We start from the raw sequence: 13,509 nt of genomic DNA, 5'->3' as shown, positions 1-13,509 counted from the left end.
TCGTCGGTGGATCCCGAAGGATCTAGTGGAGTGCGGCCCGGAGCTCGCGCTTGAGGACCTTGCCGTTGGGGTTGCGTGGCAGTGCGTCGAGGAAGTGGACCCGGCGGGGTTTCTTGTACGAGGCGATCCGGTCCCGGGTGAAGTCGACGAGCTCCCGCTCGGTGGGCCGGCCGGCTCCCGCGCGCAGGACCACGAAGGCGGTGACGGCCTCGCCCCACATCTCGTCGGGGAGGCCGACGACCGCGGCCTCGGACACCGCCGGGTGCTCGGCGAGCGCGGACTCGACCTCGGTGGGGTACACGTTCTCGCCGCCGCTGACGATCATGTCCTTGATGCGGTCGGTGAGGAAGAGGTAGCCGTTCGCGTCGAGGTAGCCGCCGTCCCCGGTGCACAGCAGGCCCTCGGCGTCGTACAGCGCCTCGGTCTCCTCGGGCCGGTTCCAGTAGCCGGGCGTGTTGTGGCGGGAGCGGATCCGGATCTCGCCGACGGTCCCGGCCCCGACCGGCCGGCCGGTCCCGGGGTCGGCGATCACGACGTCGACCCCGCGCCGGGGCCTGCCGACCGAGGTGAGCAGGTGGCGCATGGGTCCGTCGGGCTCGTGGTCCTCGGGCGGCAGCTGGGTGACCGTGCCGCCGCCCTCGGTCAGTCCGTACTTGCCCATGAAGTGGCAGGCGAACAGGGCCATCGAGCGGCGCAGCAGCACGGGTGTGATGGGCGCGGAGCCGTATGTGATGAGGGTGAGGCGGGAGAAGTCGCGCTTCTCGATCCCGGGCAGCTCGGTGAGCATGTGCAGGACCGAGGGAACGAGGAAGGCGTGGGTGATGCCCTCCCGCTCGATGGTCCCGGCCGCCGCCTCGGGAGTGAAGTCCGGGAGCATCAGGCTGTTGGCGCCCGCGGTCAGTGCCACACGGAGCCAGCCGAGCCCTCCGATGTGGAACATCGGCAGAGCGTTGAGCGCGACCGATCCGGACTCCCAGAGGTACTCCTCCAGCTCCGTGCCGTCCGCGTAGAAGTTGCCGTGGGTGAGCAGGACGCCCTTGGGCACGCCGGTGGTGCCGGAGGTGTAGATCTGCAGGAACACCTCGTCGGCGTCGGTCCCGCCGCCCCGGCCCGGGTCGTCGTCCGGGTGTGCGGCGAGCCATGTCTCGTACGCGGGTACGTCCGGGTCGTCCGACGGGCCGATGACGATCAGCCGCAGCCCGGGAAGGGCCGCACACACGGCGTCGGCCGCTGCCCTGAACCGGGGCTCGGTCAGCAGGACGGTCAGTCCGGCGTCCCGGGCGACGGCCGTCAGCTCGGGCACGGCCAGGCGCCAGTTGAGCGGGACGGTCACCAGTGCGGCCTTGGCCGCGCCGACCAGGATCTCGGCCGGCTCGTTACGGGTGCGGGCGAGGAAGCCGATCCGGGAGCCGGCGGGGGTCTCGGCGAGCAGCGCGCGGGCGATGCGGTTGCTGCGGGAGTCCAGTTCGGCGTAGCCGACGGTTCGGTCCTCGCAGGTGAGCGCGGTGGAGTCGCCGCGCTCCGTCGCATGCAGGCGGATGGCGTCGGGCAGGTGCAGGCCCATGAAGGAGTCCCTCCATCGTCGTTGGCAGAGGATGCGGCGGTACGGGGATGACAGGCGGGCCCGGCCGGCCCCGGCGCGGTGTCAGCCCTTGGGGCCGCCCGCGACATAGAGGATCTGGCCGTTGACAAAGCCGGCCTCTTCCCGGACGAAGAAGGAGACCGCCTGGGCGATGTCCTCGGGGCGGCCGCCCCGGCGGACCGGGATGGCCTTGGCGTAGCGCTCGGTGAACTCCTCGAAGGTGATGCCCATGCGCTCTGCCGAGGCCTCGGTCATCTCGGTGGCGATGAAGCCGGGGGCCACACAGTTGACCGTCACACCGAACGGTCCGAGCTCGATCGCCAGGGTCTTGGTGAGGCCCATCAGGCCGGCCTTGGCGGACGAGTAGTTCGACTGGCCGCGGTTGCCGAGGGCGGCGGACGAGGAGAGGTTGACGGTACGGCCCCAGCCGGCGGCGGTCTGGTGGCGCTGCACGGCGCGTGCCATCAGGAAGGCGCCGCGCAGGTGGACGCCGATGACCGAGTCGAAGTCCTGGTCGGTCATCCTGAAGACGAGGTTGTCCCGGATGATGCCGGCGTTGTTCACCAGGACGGTGGGGGCGCCGAGTTCGGCCGTGACGCGGGCGACGCCCGCCTCGGCCTGCTCGGAGTCCGAGACGTCGCAGCCGACGGCGAGGGCGCGGCTGCCCTCCTTCTCGACGGTCTCGACGGTCTTGGCGCAGGCTGCCTCGTCTAGGTCGAGTATCGCGACGGCGAAGCCGTCACGGGCGAGGCGGGCGGCGATCGCCGCACCGATGCCCCGGGCGGCGCCGGTGACGATGGCGACCTTCGGGTCGGCGGAGGGGGTGGTGGACAAGGTTGCTCCCTGTTGCTCGGGGGGAAAGTCCTACTTGGGGGCCATGCGGATGGCGCCGTCGAGGCGGATCGTCTCGCCGTTGAGCATCGGGTTCTCGATGATCGAGGTCGCCAGGTGGGCGTACTCGGCAGGGTCGCCGAGGCGGGAGGGGTGCGGGACCTGGGCGCCGAGCGCGTCGAGGAACTCCTGCGGCTTCTTGTTGAGCAGCGGGGTGGAGAAGAGACCGGGGGCGATGGTGACCACGCGGATCTTCGCCGCGGCGAGGTCGCGGGCGATCGGAAGGGTCATGCCGACGATGCCGCCCTTGGAGGCGGAGTAGGCGCACTGGCCGATCTGGCCCTCGAAGGCGGCGGCGGAGGCGGTGTTGATGATGACGCCGCGCTCGCCGTCGGCCTCCTCGGTCCTCGCCATCTCTGCGGCGGCGAGGCGCAGTACGTTGAAGGTGCCGATCAGGTTGACGCCGACGACGAATTCGAAGTCCTCGAGCGCGTAGGGCGTACCGTCGCGGCCGACGGTACGGCCGCCCTTGCCGAGGCCGGCGCAGTTGACCGTGATGCGCAGCGGCGCCTGGGCCGCTGCGGTGGCGACGGCGCGGGCTGCGTCGTCGGCGCTGCGGACGTCACCGGGGACGAAGTGTGCCCGGTCACCCAGCTCCTTGGCCCGCTGCTCGCCCTGCGAGGTGGGCAGGTCGAGCAGGACGACGTGCGCGCCCTGCTCGGTCAGACGTGTGGCGGTGGCGAGGCCGAGGCCCGACGCGCCACCGGTGATGACGGCGGAGACTCCGTTGATCTGCATGGTGAGGTTCCGTTCTCGGGGCCGGAGGCCCGTTCAGAGGCCGATGGATTTGGCGATGATGGTCTTCATGACCTCGCTGGTACCGCCGTAGATCCGCATGACGCGGGTGTCGGCGTAGAGGCGGGCGATGGGGTACTCGAGCATGTAGCCGTAACCGCCGTGCAGCTGGAGGCACTTGTCGATGACGCGGCTCGCGGTCTCGGTGCAGAGCAGCTTCGCCATGGCCGCGTAGTCCGCGGACAGCTCGCCCTGCGCGTCGCGCTCCAGGGCCTCGTGTGCCATGAGCCTGGCGGCCTCGACCTCGGTCGCGCACTCGGCGAGGACGAACTTGGTGTTCTGGAAGGAGGCCACGGGCTTGCCGAAGACCTCACGGTCCCGGGTGTACTCCTTGGCGAAGGTCACGGCGGCCTCGGCGGCGGCGGCAGCCTGGACGGCGATCACGAGGCGTTCGCGTGCGAGGTTGCGGCCTAGGTAGAAGAAGCCCTCGTCCTGCTCACCGAGCAGGTTCTCCACCGGCACCTTCACGTCGGTGAAGGAGAGTTCGGCGGTGTCGGAGGCGTGCAGGCCGATCTTGTCCAGGCTGCGGCCGACCTCGAAGCCCTCGCTCCCGGTGTCGACGACCAGGATGGACAGGCCCTTGCGACGGTTGTCCGCCGGGGCGGGGGACGTACGGCACACCACCAGGACCAGGTCGCACTGCGTGCCGCCGGTGATGAAGGTCTTGGCGCCGTTGAGGACGTAGTGGGTGGCGTCCTCGGAAAGGACGGCCTTCGTCCGGATGCCGGCCAGGTCGGAGCCGGTACCCGGCTCGGTCATCGCGATCGACAGCATGAGGTCGCCGGAGACGCAGCCGGGGACCCAGCGCTGCTTCTGCTCCTCGGTCCCGAAGTGCAGGAGGTACGGCAGGATGATGTTGGAGTGCGTCATCGCGGTGCCGATGGTCGCTCCGGCCCGGGCGACCTCCTCGGCGAGCACCGCACCGAAGTGGTGGCCGGTCTGGGCGCCGCCGCCGTACTCCTCCGGCACCTCCATACCGAGCAGGCCCAGCTCGCCGAGCTTGCGGTAGAAGTCGCGGGAAACGGCCTTCGCCTCGATCCAGCCCTGGAGGTGCGGGACGGCTTCCTTGGCGAGGAACTCCCGGACCATCTGCCGGAAGGCCTCGTGCTCCTCGTTGAACGGCGTGCGTGACATGACTGCATCTCTCTCACTCTTGGGTTAGCCCATTTTCACTTTTACGCCCTCTCACTCGCCTGTCAAGGGCTAATCGACGCGAACCGTCTTCTGGACAGCAAGGTTAGCTTGAAATAACTTGAAGTGGCTCGCGCCCAGTCGCGACCGCGCCTTCCATCCCTCATCCAGGAGCAGCCCATGCGTGACGCAGTGATCGTGGACGCCGTGCGAACCCCCGTCGGGAAGCGCGGGGGCTCCCTCTCCGGCATCCACGCCGTCGATCTCTCCGCCCATGTCCTGACCGCCCTCGTCGAGCGCACCGGACTCGACCCCGCGACCGTCGACGACGTCATCTGGGGCACGGTCTCGCAGGTCGGCGAGCAGTCAGGGGTCGTCGGCAGGTTCGCCGCGCTGGCGGCCGGCTGGCCGGAGTCCGTGCCCGGGGTCTCCGTCTCGCGCGCCTGCGGTTCCTCGCAGCAGTCGGTGCACTTCGCGGCGGGGCTCGTCGTCGCCGGTCAGTACGACATCGCCGTCGCCGGCGGTGTGGAGTCGATGAGCCGGGTGCCGATGGGATCGGCCCGAGACGTCCCGGGCGCCGGAAGGGCGTACGGCCCACTGCTCCTCAACCGCTACTTCCCCGGCGGACGGGGCACCTTCGACCAGGGAGTCGGCGCCGAGCTGATCGCCGAGCGGTACGGCTTCAGCCGCGCGCAGCTCGACCAGCACGCCCTTGACTCGCACGCCCGCGCCGCCCGGGCCATCGACGAGGGCCGCTTCACCGCCCAGACCGCCCCGGTCACCGTCACCGGCGCGGAGGGCACCACACGGGTCTTCGCCACCGATGAGGGCGTGCGCCGCGGGTCGACCCCGGAGAAGCTCGCCACCCTCAGCACCCCGTTCAAGGAGGGCGGCGTGGTCAGCGCCGGCAACTCCTCGCAGATCTCCGACGGCGCCGCCGCGCTGCTCATCACCACCAGCGAGATCGCCCGCCACAACGGCTGGACCCCGATCGCCCGTGTCCACACCGCGGTCCTCGCCGGCGCCGATCCGGTCACCATGGCCCTCGGCCCGGCCCCGGCCACCGCGAAGGCCCTGAAGCGCTCCGGCCTGTCGATCGGCGACATCGGGGCGTTCGAGATCAATGAGGCGTTCGCACCGGTCACGCTGGCATGGCTGAAGGAGACCGGTGCGGACTACGCGCTGATGAACCCGCTCGGCGGCGCGATGGCGATCGGCCACCCGCTCGGCGGGTCCGGTGCGCGCCTGATGACGACGCTCGTCCACCACATGCGGGACAACGGCATCCGTTACGGCCTCCAGGCCATGTGCGAGGCCGGCGGCATGGCCAACGCGACGATCCTCGAACTCTGCTGACGTACCCTCCGAGAACGCGGAGAGGGGGTGCTGCCCCACCGGGCAGCACCCCCTCCGCGCGCACACCGTGTCACCGCACGACGCCGGCCTCCGCCAGGACCTCCCGGGTGTGCGCGCCGACCACCGGCGCCGGCCGCGGTGTGCCCGGCGGGGTGCCACGAAAGCGCGGGGCGGGGGCGGGCTGGAGCACACCGCCCTCGGTGTAGTAGGTGCCACGCGCCAGGTTGTGCGGGTGAGTGGCGGCCTCCGTCAGTCCGTACACCGGCGTGACGCAGGACTCGGTGCCCTCGAAGGCAGCGGTCCACTCCTCGCGGGTCCGCCCGGCGAAGACCTCCTCCAGACGTGTGCGCATGGCGGGCCAGCCGTCCCGGTCGTGCTGCTGGGCGAACAGCGGGTCGCCGGTGAGGCCGAGTACCTCCAGGAGCACGGCGTAGAAGAGCGGTTCGACGCTCCCGACGGCCATGTGACCGCCGTCAGAGGTGCGGTAGGTGCGGTAGAAGGGGGCACCTCCGTCGAAGAGGTTGACGCCGCGCGTGTCCTCCCACCGGCCCACCGCCAGCAGGCCCTGGATGAGGGCGAGCTGGACGGCCGTGCCATCGGTCATGGCGGCGTCGACGACCTGCCCCTTGCCCGTGCGCCCCGCGCTGACCAGTGCGGTGGTGATGCCCAGGGCGAGCAGCATGCCGCCGCCCCCCATGTCGCCCACGAGGTTCAGCGGGACGGGCGGGTTCTCGTCCGCGCCGCCCATCGCCCCGAGAGCGCCCGCGACGGCGATGTAGTTGATGTCGTGGCCGGGCGCCTGGGCGAGCGGCCCGTCCTGGCCCCAGCCGGTCATCCGGCCGTAGACGAGCCCCGGATTGCGGGCCAGGCAGACGTCCGGCCCGAGGCCCAGCCGCTCGGCGACACCGGGGCGGAACCCTTCGATGAGGGCATCGGCGGTGTCGATGACGGCGAGTACGGCCTCGACGTCCGCCGGGTCCTTCAGATCGAGCACGACGGAGCGGCGGCCCCGGTGCAGGATCGGATGCCTGGACGCGGTGCCGGCCTCGGCGGGCCGGTCGACGCGGATGACCTCGGCGCCCTGGTCGGCCAGGAGCATGCCGGCGAAGGGGCCGGGGCCGATGCCGCCGAGTTCGACGACGCGGATGCCGGCCAGCGGGCCGGCGGGAGTGGGTTCGGTACTCACAGGGGGTCGGCTCTTTCCGGGCGACGGGGAGGGGGAACGGCCGCCCCGCCAGGGGGTGGGACGGGGCGGCCGGGGTGCCGGCGGGCAGCCCGCCCGGGGGCGGCCGGACGGCCCGGGGCACGTGGGTACGGGCCTACAGGCCCAGGTCCTTGGCGATGATCGTCTTCATGACCTCGCTGGTCCCGCCGTAGATGCGCGAGACGCGGGTGTCCGCGTACAGGCGGGCGATCGGGTACTCCAGCATGTAGCCGTAACCGCCGTGCAGCTGAAGGCACTTGTCGATGACGCGCCCCGCGGTCTCGGTGCCGAACAGCTTGATCTTCGCGGCGTCGGCGCCGGTCAGTTCTCCCGCGTCGTCGAGTTCGATGCCCTTGTCGACGAGCGCCTGGAGGGCCTCCACCTCGGTGGCGCACTCGGCGAGGACGAACTTGGTGTTCTGGAACGCGGCCACCGGCTTGCCGAAGACCTGGCGCTCCAGAACGTACTCGCGTGCGAACTCGACCGCGGCCGTGGCCGTGGCGACGGCGCCCACGCCGATGGAGAGCCGCTCGCGGGGCAGGTTCCGGCCGAGGTAGGAGAAGCCCTTGTCCTGCTCGCCGAGGAGGTTTTCGACAGGCACCCGGACGTCGGTGAAGGAGAGTTCGGAGGTGTCGGAGGAGCGCAGTCCGATCTTGTCCAGCTTACGGCCGTACTCGAAGCCCTCGCTGCCGGTCGGGACGACCAGCAGGCTGAGGCCGTGGCGGCGGTCGTCCGCGGTGGCCGGGGCGGTGCGGGCCGCGACGACACACAGTTCGGAGTTGCGGGCGCCGGTGATGAAGGTCTTGGAGCCGTTGAGAAGGTAGTGCGTGCCGTCCTCGGAGAGCCTGGCGGTGGTGCGGATCCCCGCGAGGTCGGAGCCGGTGCCGGGCTCGGTCATCGCGATGCAGAGCATGAGGTCCCCGGAGGCGACGCCCGGGAGCCAGCGCTGCTTCTGCTCGTCGTTCGCGAGGTCCAGCAGGTAGGGCAGCACGATGCCGGTGGACACGCCGTAGTGGCCGAAGGAGACGGCGGCGCGGGCGCACTCCTCGTTGATGACGACCTGGTACTTGTAGCTCGTCTCGCCGGCGCCGCCGAGCTCCTCGGGGATGTCGAAGCCCATCACGCCCAGCGCGCCGAGCTTGCGGAAGAGGTCCCGGTCCACGAGGTTGTCGTGCTCCCACTGCTCGAAGTGGGGTTTCACCTCCTTGGCGATGAAGTCCCGGATCATCGCCCGGAAGTCCTCGTGCTCCTGGGTGTAGAGGGTGCGCTTCATGTGTCGGTCCTGTCGTGGCGCGGTGCGTGGATGAGGGGGTGGCCGGCGGGAGCCGCGTCGACGGTCGGACCTGCGCGCCGCCCCATGGTGAGGTGCGTCCTCGTGCCGAGGGTCAGTCGGCGGTGACGACGGCGGAGCCCCGGAGGGTCACGGTGCCGTCGGGCAGGGTGACGGTCAGGTCGACGTGGGCGAGCCCGTCCTCGATTCCGGTGACGGTGCCGGTGCAGACGGGCGTGGCGTTGACGGGTGTGATCGCGGAGAACCGCACACCGAAGGAGCGGATGCGGCCCTGCTCCACCCAGTCGGTGAGCAGCCGGCCGAGGTAAGCCATGGAGAGCATGCCGTGGGCGAAGACGTCCGGGATGCCGACCGCCTTGCAGGCGTCGGTGTCGATGTGGACCGGGTTGTGGTCGCCGGAGGCACCCGCATAGAGGGCGAGCGTGGTGCGGGTGACCTTCGGGGCCTGGATGGTGAGCGTGTCGCCCGTGATCAGGGTGGTCATCGCCGGTCCGCCTTCGGGTCGCGCACCACGACTGTGCTGGTGAGCGTGGCGACCGGTGCACCGTCCCGGGTCACCTCGGTGTCACGCACGATGAACCGCAGTGCGCCGCCCTTCTTCTCGTACACGTCCCTGACCTCGGTGACGAACGTGAGCACGTCCCCGGCGTACGCCTGTGCGTGGTAGGTGAACTCCTGGCCGCCGTGCAGGACCGCGCGGACATCGATGCCGAGGCCGGCCAGGATGCTGCCCCGGTCCGGGTTGTCCATCTCCAGGCAGAACAGGAACGTCGGCGGAACGGGGAGGTCGCGGTGACCGGCGGCCCTGGCGGCCTCCACGTCGCAGTGGACCGCCTCCGCCTGGCCGGTGGCGTGGGCGAAGAGGCGGAGCCGGCCGCGTTCGGCCACGGTCGAGAAGGCGGGGGTGCGGCTGCCGATGACGGCTGGATCGATAGCCATGGGTCAGGACACCTCCTCGAAGAGGGTGACGCCGCCGGATCCGAGGTGGCACTTCCCGGCGGCGCCGGGCGTGGCGAACGGAACCATCGCGACCCCGGCCGCCGGCACTCTGCAACCCATACAACTCTCCTATCATCAGGTTATTCCATATTCACTTTCTTTCGCATCATGGCTGGTGTCAAGGGCTCCGCTAAGAAGTACAGGCGATTTCAATGATTCACTCCGAAGTGAACTTCGCAGCATCGCGCGCAGGGTTGACCAGCAGGAGCGCGGCCAACGCTCCGACGATCATCGTCACGCCGAGGACCAGAAAGCCGTCCCCGTAGCCGAGCGCGACGGAGTCCCCGGCGTCCACCAGCCTCCCGACGACCAGCGGGGCCACGACGCCGCCGAGGCTGTAGATCCCGGTCACGATCCCGAAGACGGTGCCGCGCTGCTTCGCCGGCACGACGTCGGCGAGCCCGGCGAAGGCGACCCCGTACCCCGCGGAGTTCAGACAGGAACTGAGCACGAGCAGCACCATCTGCGGCACACCCCGGTCCAGCGAGGAGAACGCGATGGTGCACACGCCGGAAGCAAGGACCATCGCACCGGGCAGGACGCCCCGGGTCATCCGGCTCCCCACACCCCTCCGGGTCAGCGCGGCGGAGAGCACGCCGACGGCGATCACCGCGATCGCCGAGCCCAGGTACGGCAGCGCTACCAGCTTCCCCGCCGTGGTGGCGTCGTAGCCGAGCCCTTCGCGCAGGTAGAGCGGCAGCCAGCTGACCTTGACCGAGGTGTTGGCGTAGGCGACGAAGAACAGCAGCGACATGCCGATGAGCGTCCCGGTCGAGAAGAGGCGCCGCAGCGGCACCCGCTCGGGCAGCACGGGCGCGGTCGCCGCCGCACCATGGCCGCCTTGCGCACCCTCCGGTCCGGAATCGCCCCCGACCAGCCAGAGCAGGGTGACCACGGCGCCGCAGACCGCGAGCACCGCGAAAGCGGCGTGCCAGGAGTAGGTGAGGATCACCCAGGTAAGAACGGGCGCCGCGATCAGCGGGCCGATGCCCGCGCCGGCGACGACGATCGAGCTCGGGACCGCCCGCCGGTGCGCCGGGAACCACGAGTGCGCCACCTGCATCGCGATCGCCGTGGTCGGCCCCTCAGCGAAGCCGAGCAGCACCCTGCACACGACGATGGTCGTGAAGCCGACCTGGGCGGCCATCGGTGCAAGGCTCAGGGCCCACAGGGCCCCGATGCCGGTGAGGAGCCGGCGCGCCCCGACCTTGCCCCCGAGCAGGCCGCCGAGGACGCTCCCGACGGCGAAGAGCCAGAAGAAGCTGCTCTGGATGACGCCGAACCCGGCGTCGTCCAGGCCGAGATCCTCCTTCATGCCGACCCCGGCCAGCCCCACCACGACCTTGTCGGCGTAGTTGACCAGCATCAGACACACGAGCAGCGCGAGGACGATCCACGCCTTGCGCCGCACCGGGGCCACGCACTCCGGGGCCGCACCCCCCGGCTCGGATGCGGACACTTCCTGCTGTTCGACGGCCACGACGGCCCTCCCTTGTCCAGCGGGGCGAATGTGGCAGGAAGTGAACCATCCCTAACCCATATGGACAAGCACTCAAGTTGATATTGCAGGACACTGGACGCAGGAGTGACTCGTCTCTAACTTGACAGTGTTCGACTCACGCGGAGGTGACGATGAACCAGCGGCACACCGGGGAGCCCGTACGGCCCGCACGCCCGGCTCATCGGCCGCCCGGGCTCCCCGGGGAACCCGCCAAGGAGGGCGCCGCCCGCGTGCTGCGCCATGCGGCGGAGCTGCTTCATCCCCGTATCCCGGCCTTCGCCGAGTCGGCCCTGACGGAGCTGCGCGGCGCCAGCTCCTACTACGGGAACCCCCTGCTCGAACCGCCCGGCCTCCGGGAATCCGCCCACACCGCGCTGGAGTGCTTCGCCGGCGGGATGGTCGAGCCCAGTCGCACGTCGGAGTCCGGCGAGTACGCCTGGCACCTCGGCGGCAAGCGGGCCGAGGAGGGTGTCCCGCTCCAGGCCGTGCTGCACGCCTACCGGGTCGGCGGCGCCGAGATCTGGGACACCCTGGTCGGCCTCGTCATGCGCGACTGCCCCGAGCAGGGGCATCTCATGGCGTTCGCCGCCAATGACGTGTGGGGCCGGGTCGACCGGGACACCGCCCTGGTTATCGAGGCGCACCGGCGCGCCGCCGGCCGCCTCCCGGAGGACGACGGCCGCAAACAGCTCCCCCTGCTGAAGATCCTGTTGCGGGGATATACCGAGGCCACCCGTGTGTCGGCCATCGCGGTCGCGTTCGGCCTGCCGCTGCACGCACGCTACGCGGTGGCGCTGCTCCGCGGCGGAGCCGCGGAGCGCCCCGTCACGGAGCCCTCCCGGGAGGTGCGCGACGGAATGGCACTCCACTGGTGCCCCCAGGAGGACGGCCTGGCCGTGGTGGCGCTGCTCGGCGACCGTTCCGTCGACGACCTCGCCTCGGCGATCCCCGCGTCACCGGGGCGGCGTGGCGGGATCAGTACCGTCGTCTCCGGCCTCATGGAGCTGGGGCACGCCCGGGAGCTAGCCGAACTCGCCCTCAGCAGCGGCTCGGCGGACGGCGAGGTGGTCCGCCTCGCCGACCGGCTGCCAGGCGCGTTCATCCTCGCCCGCCCCGACCTGGCCCAGGAGTTCGCCGTCCAGGTACTCGGCCCCGTACTCGAAGGGGATCCGGTGGAACGCGATCAGCTGCTGGCCACCCTGGCGGCCTGGCTCGACTGTCAGGGCTCGACGGAGGAGGCGGGAAAGAGGCTGTACTGCCACCGCAACACCGCCCTCAACCGGCTGCGACGCCTGGAGCGGCTGACCGGACGGCTGCTGGCCCGGCCGCGCGACGTGGTCGACCTCGCGTTCGCGCTGGAATCGCCCCGGCTCACCGGCAGGCCGTCCCGCGGGTGAGCAGGCATTCGCTTTCCGCGTACCTCGGCAGTCCTGTAGCGCGTCCGAGTGAGACAGGCAGGGTGAGCATGTGATCACCGGGCGACGGCGATGTTGTACTTTTCCCAGATGACCGACAGTGAGGGACGCGCGGGGATGCAGACCGACGGGACGAGGCGGAGACCCGCGCGCAGGCCTCCCGACCGCAAGGCCCGGATCATCGCCGCCGCGGCCGAGCTCTTCCGTAGCCGTGGCTACCACAACGTCTCGCTGGCCGATGTCGCGACCGATGTCGGGATCACCGCCCCGGCGCTCTACCGCCATTTCCGCGGCAAACCCGACCTACTGCTCCACGTCGTGGACTCCACCGTCGCAGCTGTCGCCGCCTCCGTCGCGGCAGCGCCGGACCTCGACACCTATCTGCGCGCATCGGCGTCCGAGACACCGGACCGTCGCGGGTCGGCCGTCCTGTGGCAGCGCGAGGCGCGCCATCTGCCGGAGGACCGGCGCAAGGAACAGCGTCACGCGCTCAACGGTGTCGCCGAGGCAATCGGCGGTCTGATCCACGAGGCGCGGCCCGAACTCGGCCACGCCGACCGGCAGTTGCTGGCCTGGGCCGTCCTTGCCGTGTACGGCTCCGTCTCCTGGCACCGTACGTCGCTCCCCCGCCGCCGCTTCGAGGCTCTGCTCTACCGGCTCGCGTACGCCGCGGCGCACTGCCCCCTGGGAACCGGTCCGTCCCACGGGGCCGCACCGCCTCCGGGCGGCTACGCCGGTCTCGCGGTGTCCCGGCGCGAGGAGATCCTCGTCGAGGCCATCCGGCTCTTCGACGAGCGGGGCTTCCAGTCGGTGAGCACCGACGACATCGGCGAGGCCGCCGGGGCGACGGGCCCGAGCATCTACAAGCACTTCCCCACCAAGACCGACCTGCTGGTCGCCGCCGTGGTGCGGGGCGGTGAGCAGCGCAGGGCAGGCACGGCACGGGCCCTGTCCGCTCCGGGCACCCCGCGCGAGACGCTGGATCGGCTGCTGCGCTCGTACGTCGAGTTCGCCGTGGACCAGAGCCATCTGATCGGTCTGCTGATCGGCGAGCTCGACCAGCTGCCGGAGAAGGAGCGCAAGGGGGCGCGGCAGACCCAGCGCGAGTATCTCGGGCTCTGGGTGAGGCTGCTGGACGAGGTACGCCCGGGTCTCGACCCGGCAGAGGCGAGGATCACCGTCTCCGCCGTTCTCACCGTCATCGACAACGCCGCCCGGACCGGCGCCTCCGGCGATCGCCCCGACCTCGCCGACCGTCTGACCGAGATCGGCAGCGCCGTACTGCTCGCACAGAGCGCGGCCGACCCGGCGTAGGGTCCCGCGTCCGGATCCTGCCGGGGCCGT

At 71.0% G+C, this 13,509-nt stretch carries 12 protein-coding genes; 3 read left to right on the top strand and 9 right to left on the bottom strand.

The window, feature by feature from the left end; translation table 11 throughout:
* Positions 1-22: 22 nt before the first annotated feature.
* The 4 genes from OG782_RS33375 to OG782_RS33360 all read right to left on the bottom strand — a co-directional run bounded on the left by OG782_RS33375 (position 23) and on the right by OG782_RS33360 (position 4,402).
* Positions 23-1,564, bottom strand: coding sequence for an AMP-binding protein (locus OG782_RS33375; RefSeq protein WP_406457453.1), 1,542 nt, complete (start codon positions 1,562-1,564; stop codon positions 23-25).
* Between the two features lie 81 nt (positions 1,565-1,645).
* On the bottom strand, positions 1,646-2,416 hold the full coding sequence (locus tag OG782_RS33370; protein ID WP_406457451.1) for an SDR family oxidoreductase: 771 nt from the start codon (positions 2,414-2,416) through the stop codon (positions 1,646-1,648).
* A gap of 30 nt (positions 2,417-2,446) precedes the next feature.
* A complete protein-coding gene (locus tag OG782_RS33365; protein ID WP_406457449.1) occupies positions 2,447-3,211 on the bottom strand; it encodes an SDR family NAD(P)-dependent oxidoreductase in 765 nt (254 codons plus the stop codon).
* A 33-nt stretch (positions 3,212-3,244) separates the two neighbouring features.
* Positions 3,245-4,402 (bottom strand): acyl-CoA dehydrogenase family protein, encoded by a 1,158-nt coding sequence (locus tag OG782_RS33360; RefSeq protein ID WP_406457448.1) that lies wholly within the window; start codon positions 4,400-4,402, stop codon positions 3,245-3,247.
* A 177-nt stretch (positions 4,403-4,579) separates the two neighbouring features.
* Between OG782_RS33360 and OG782_RS33355 the strand changes: the two genes are divergently transcribed.
* Complete coding sequence (locus OG782_RS33355; RefSeq protein WP_406457446.1) at positions 4,580-5,755, top strand: thiolase family protein; 1,176 nt, start codon at positions 4,580-4,582, stop codon at positions 5,753-5,755.
* A gap of 70 nt (positions 5,756-5,825) precedes the next feature.
* Here OG782_RS33355 and OG782_RS33350 read toward each other — a convergent pair whose 3' ends face one another.
* The 5 genes from OG782_RS33350 to OG782_RS33330 all read right to left on the bottom strand — a co-directional run bounded on the left by OG782_RS33350 (position 5,826) and on the right by OG782_RS33330 (position 10,729).
* Positions 5,826-6,941 carry a CaiB/BaiF CoA transferase family protein gene (locus OG782_RS33350; protein ID WP_406457444.1) on the bottom strand — a complete coding sequence of 372 codons (1,116 nt, stop codon included), beginning with the start codon at positions 6,939-6,941 and terminating at the stop codon, positions 5,826-5,828.
* Positions 6,942-7,074: 133 nt separating this feature from the next.
* A complete protein-coding gene (locus tag OG782_RS33345; RefSeq protein WP_406457442.1) occupies positions 7,075-8,232 on the bottom strand; it encodes an acyl-CoA dehydrogenase family protein in 1,158 nt (385 codons plus the stop codon).
* Positions 8,233-8,344: 112 nt separating this feature from the next.
* Positions 8,345-8,734, bottom strand: coding sequence for a MaoC/PaaZ C-terminal domain-containing protein (locus OG782_RS33340; RefSeq protein WP_406457440.1), 390 nt, complete (start codon positions 8,732-8,734; stop codon positions 8,345-8,347).
* Positions 8,731-9,189: a MaoC family dehydratase N-terminal domain-containing protein gene (locus tag OG782_RS33335; RefSeq protein WP_406457438.1), complete on the bottom strand. Its 459-nt coding sequence runs from the start codon at positions 9,187-9,189 to the stop codon at positions 8,731-8,733. Before OG782_RS33335 ends, OG782_RS33340 begins: the two co-directional genes overlap by 4 nt.
* A 217-nt stretch (positions 9,190-9,406) precedes the next feature.
* On the bottom strand, positions 9,407-10,729 hold the full coding sequence (locus OG782_RS33330; protein ID WP_406457436.1) for an MFS transporter: 1,323 nt from the start codon (positions 10,727-10,729) through the stop codon (positions 9,407-9,409).
* Between the two features lie 152 nt (positions 10,730-10,881).
* Here OG782_RS33330 and OG782_RS33325 point away from each other — a divergent pair, with 152 nt between their 5' ends.
* Together OG782_RS33325 and OG782_RS33320 are read left to right on the top strand one after the other, a co-directional pair.
* Positions 10,882-12,147, top strand: coding sequence for a PucR family transcriptional regulator (locus OG782_RS33325; protein ID WP_406457434.1), 1,266 nt, complete (start codon positions 10,882-10,884; stop codon positions 12,145-12,147).
* Positions 12,148-12,255: 108 nt separating this feature from the next.
* Positions 12,256-13,479 (top strand): TetR/AcrR family transcriptional regulator, encoded by a 1,224-nt coding sequence (locus OG782_RS33320; RefSeq protein ID WP_406457432.1) that lies wholly within the window; start codon positions 12,256-12,258, stop codon positions 13,477-13,479.
* Positions 13,480-13,509: the final 30 nt, after the last annotated feature.

Source organism: Streptomyces sp. NBC_00876 (assembly GCF_045207435.1).
GTDB lineage: Bacteria > Actinomycetota > Actinomycetes > Streptomycetales > Streptomycetaceae > Streptomyces.
This window is presented reverse-complemented; position numbering and strand designations above follow the sequence as displayed.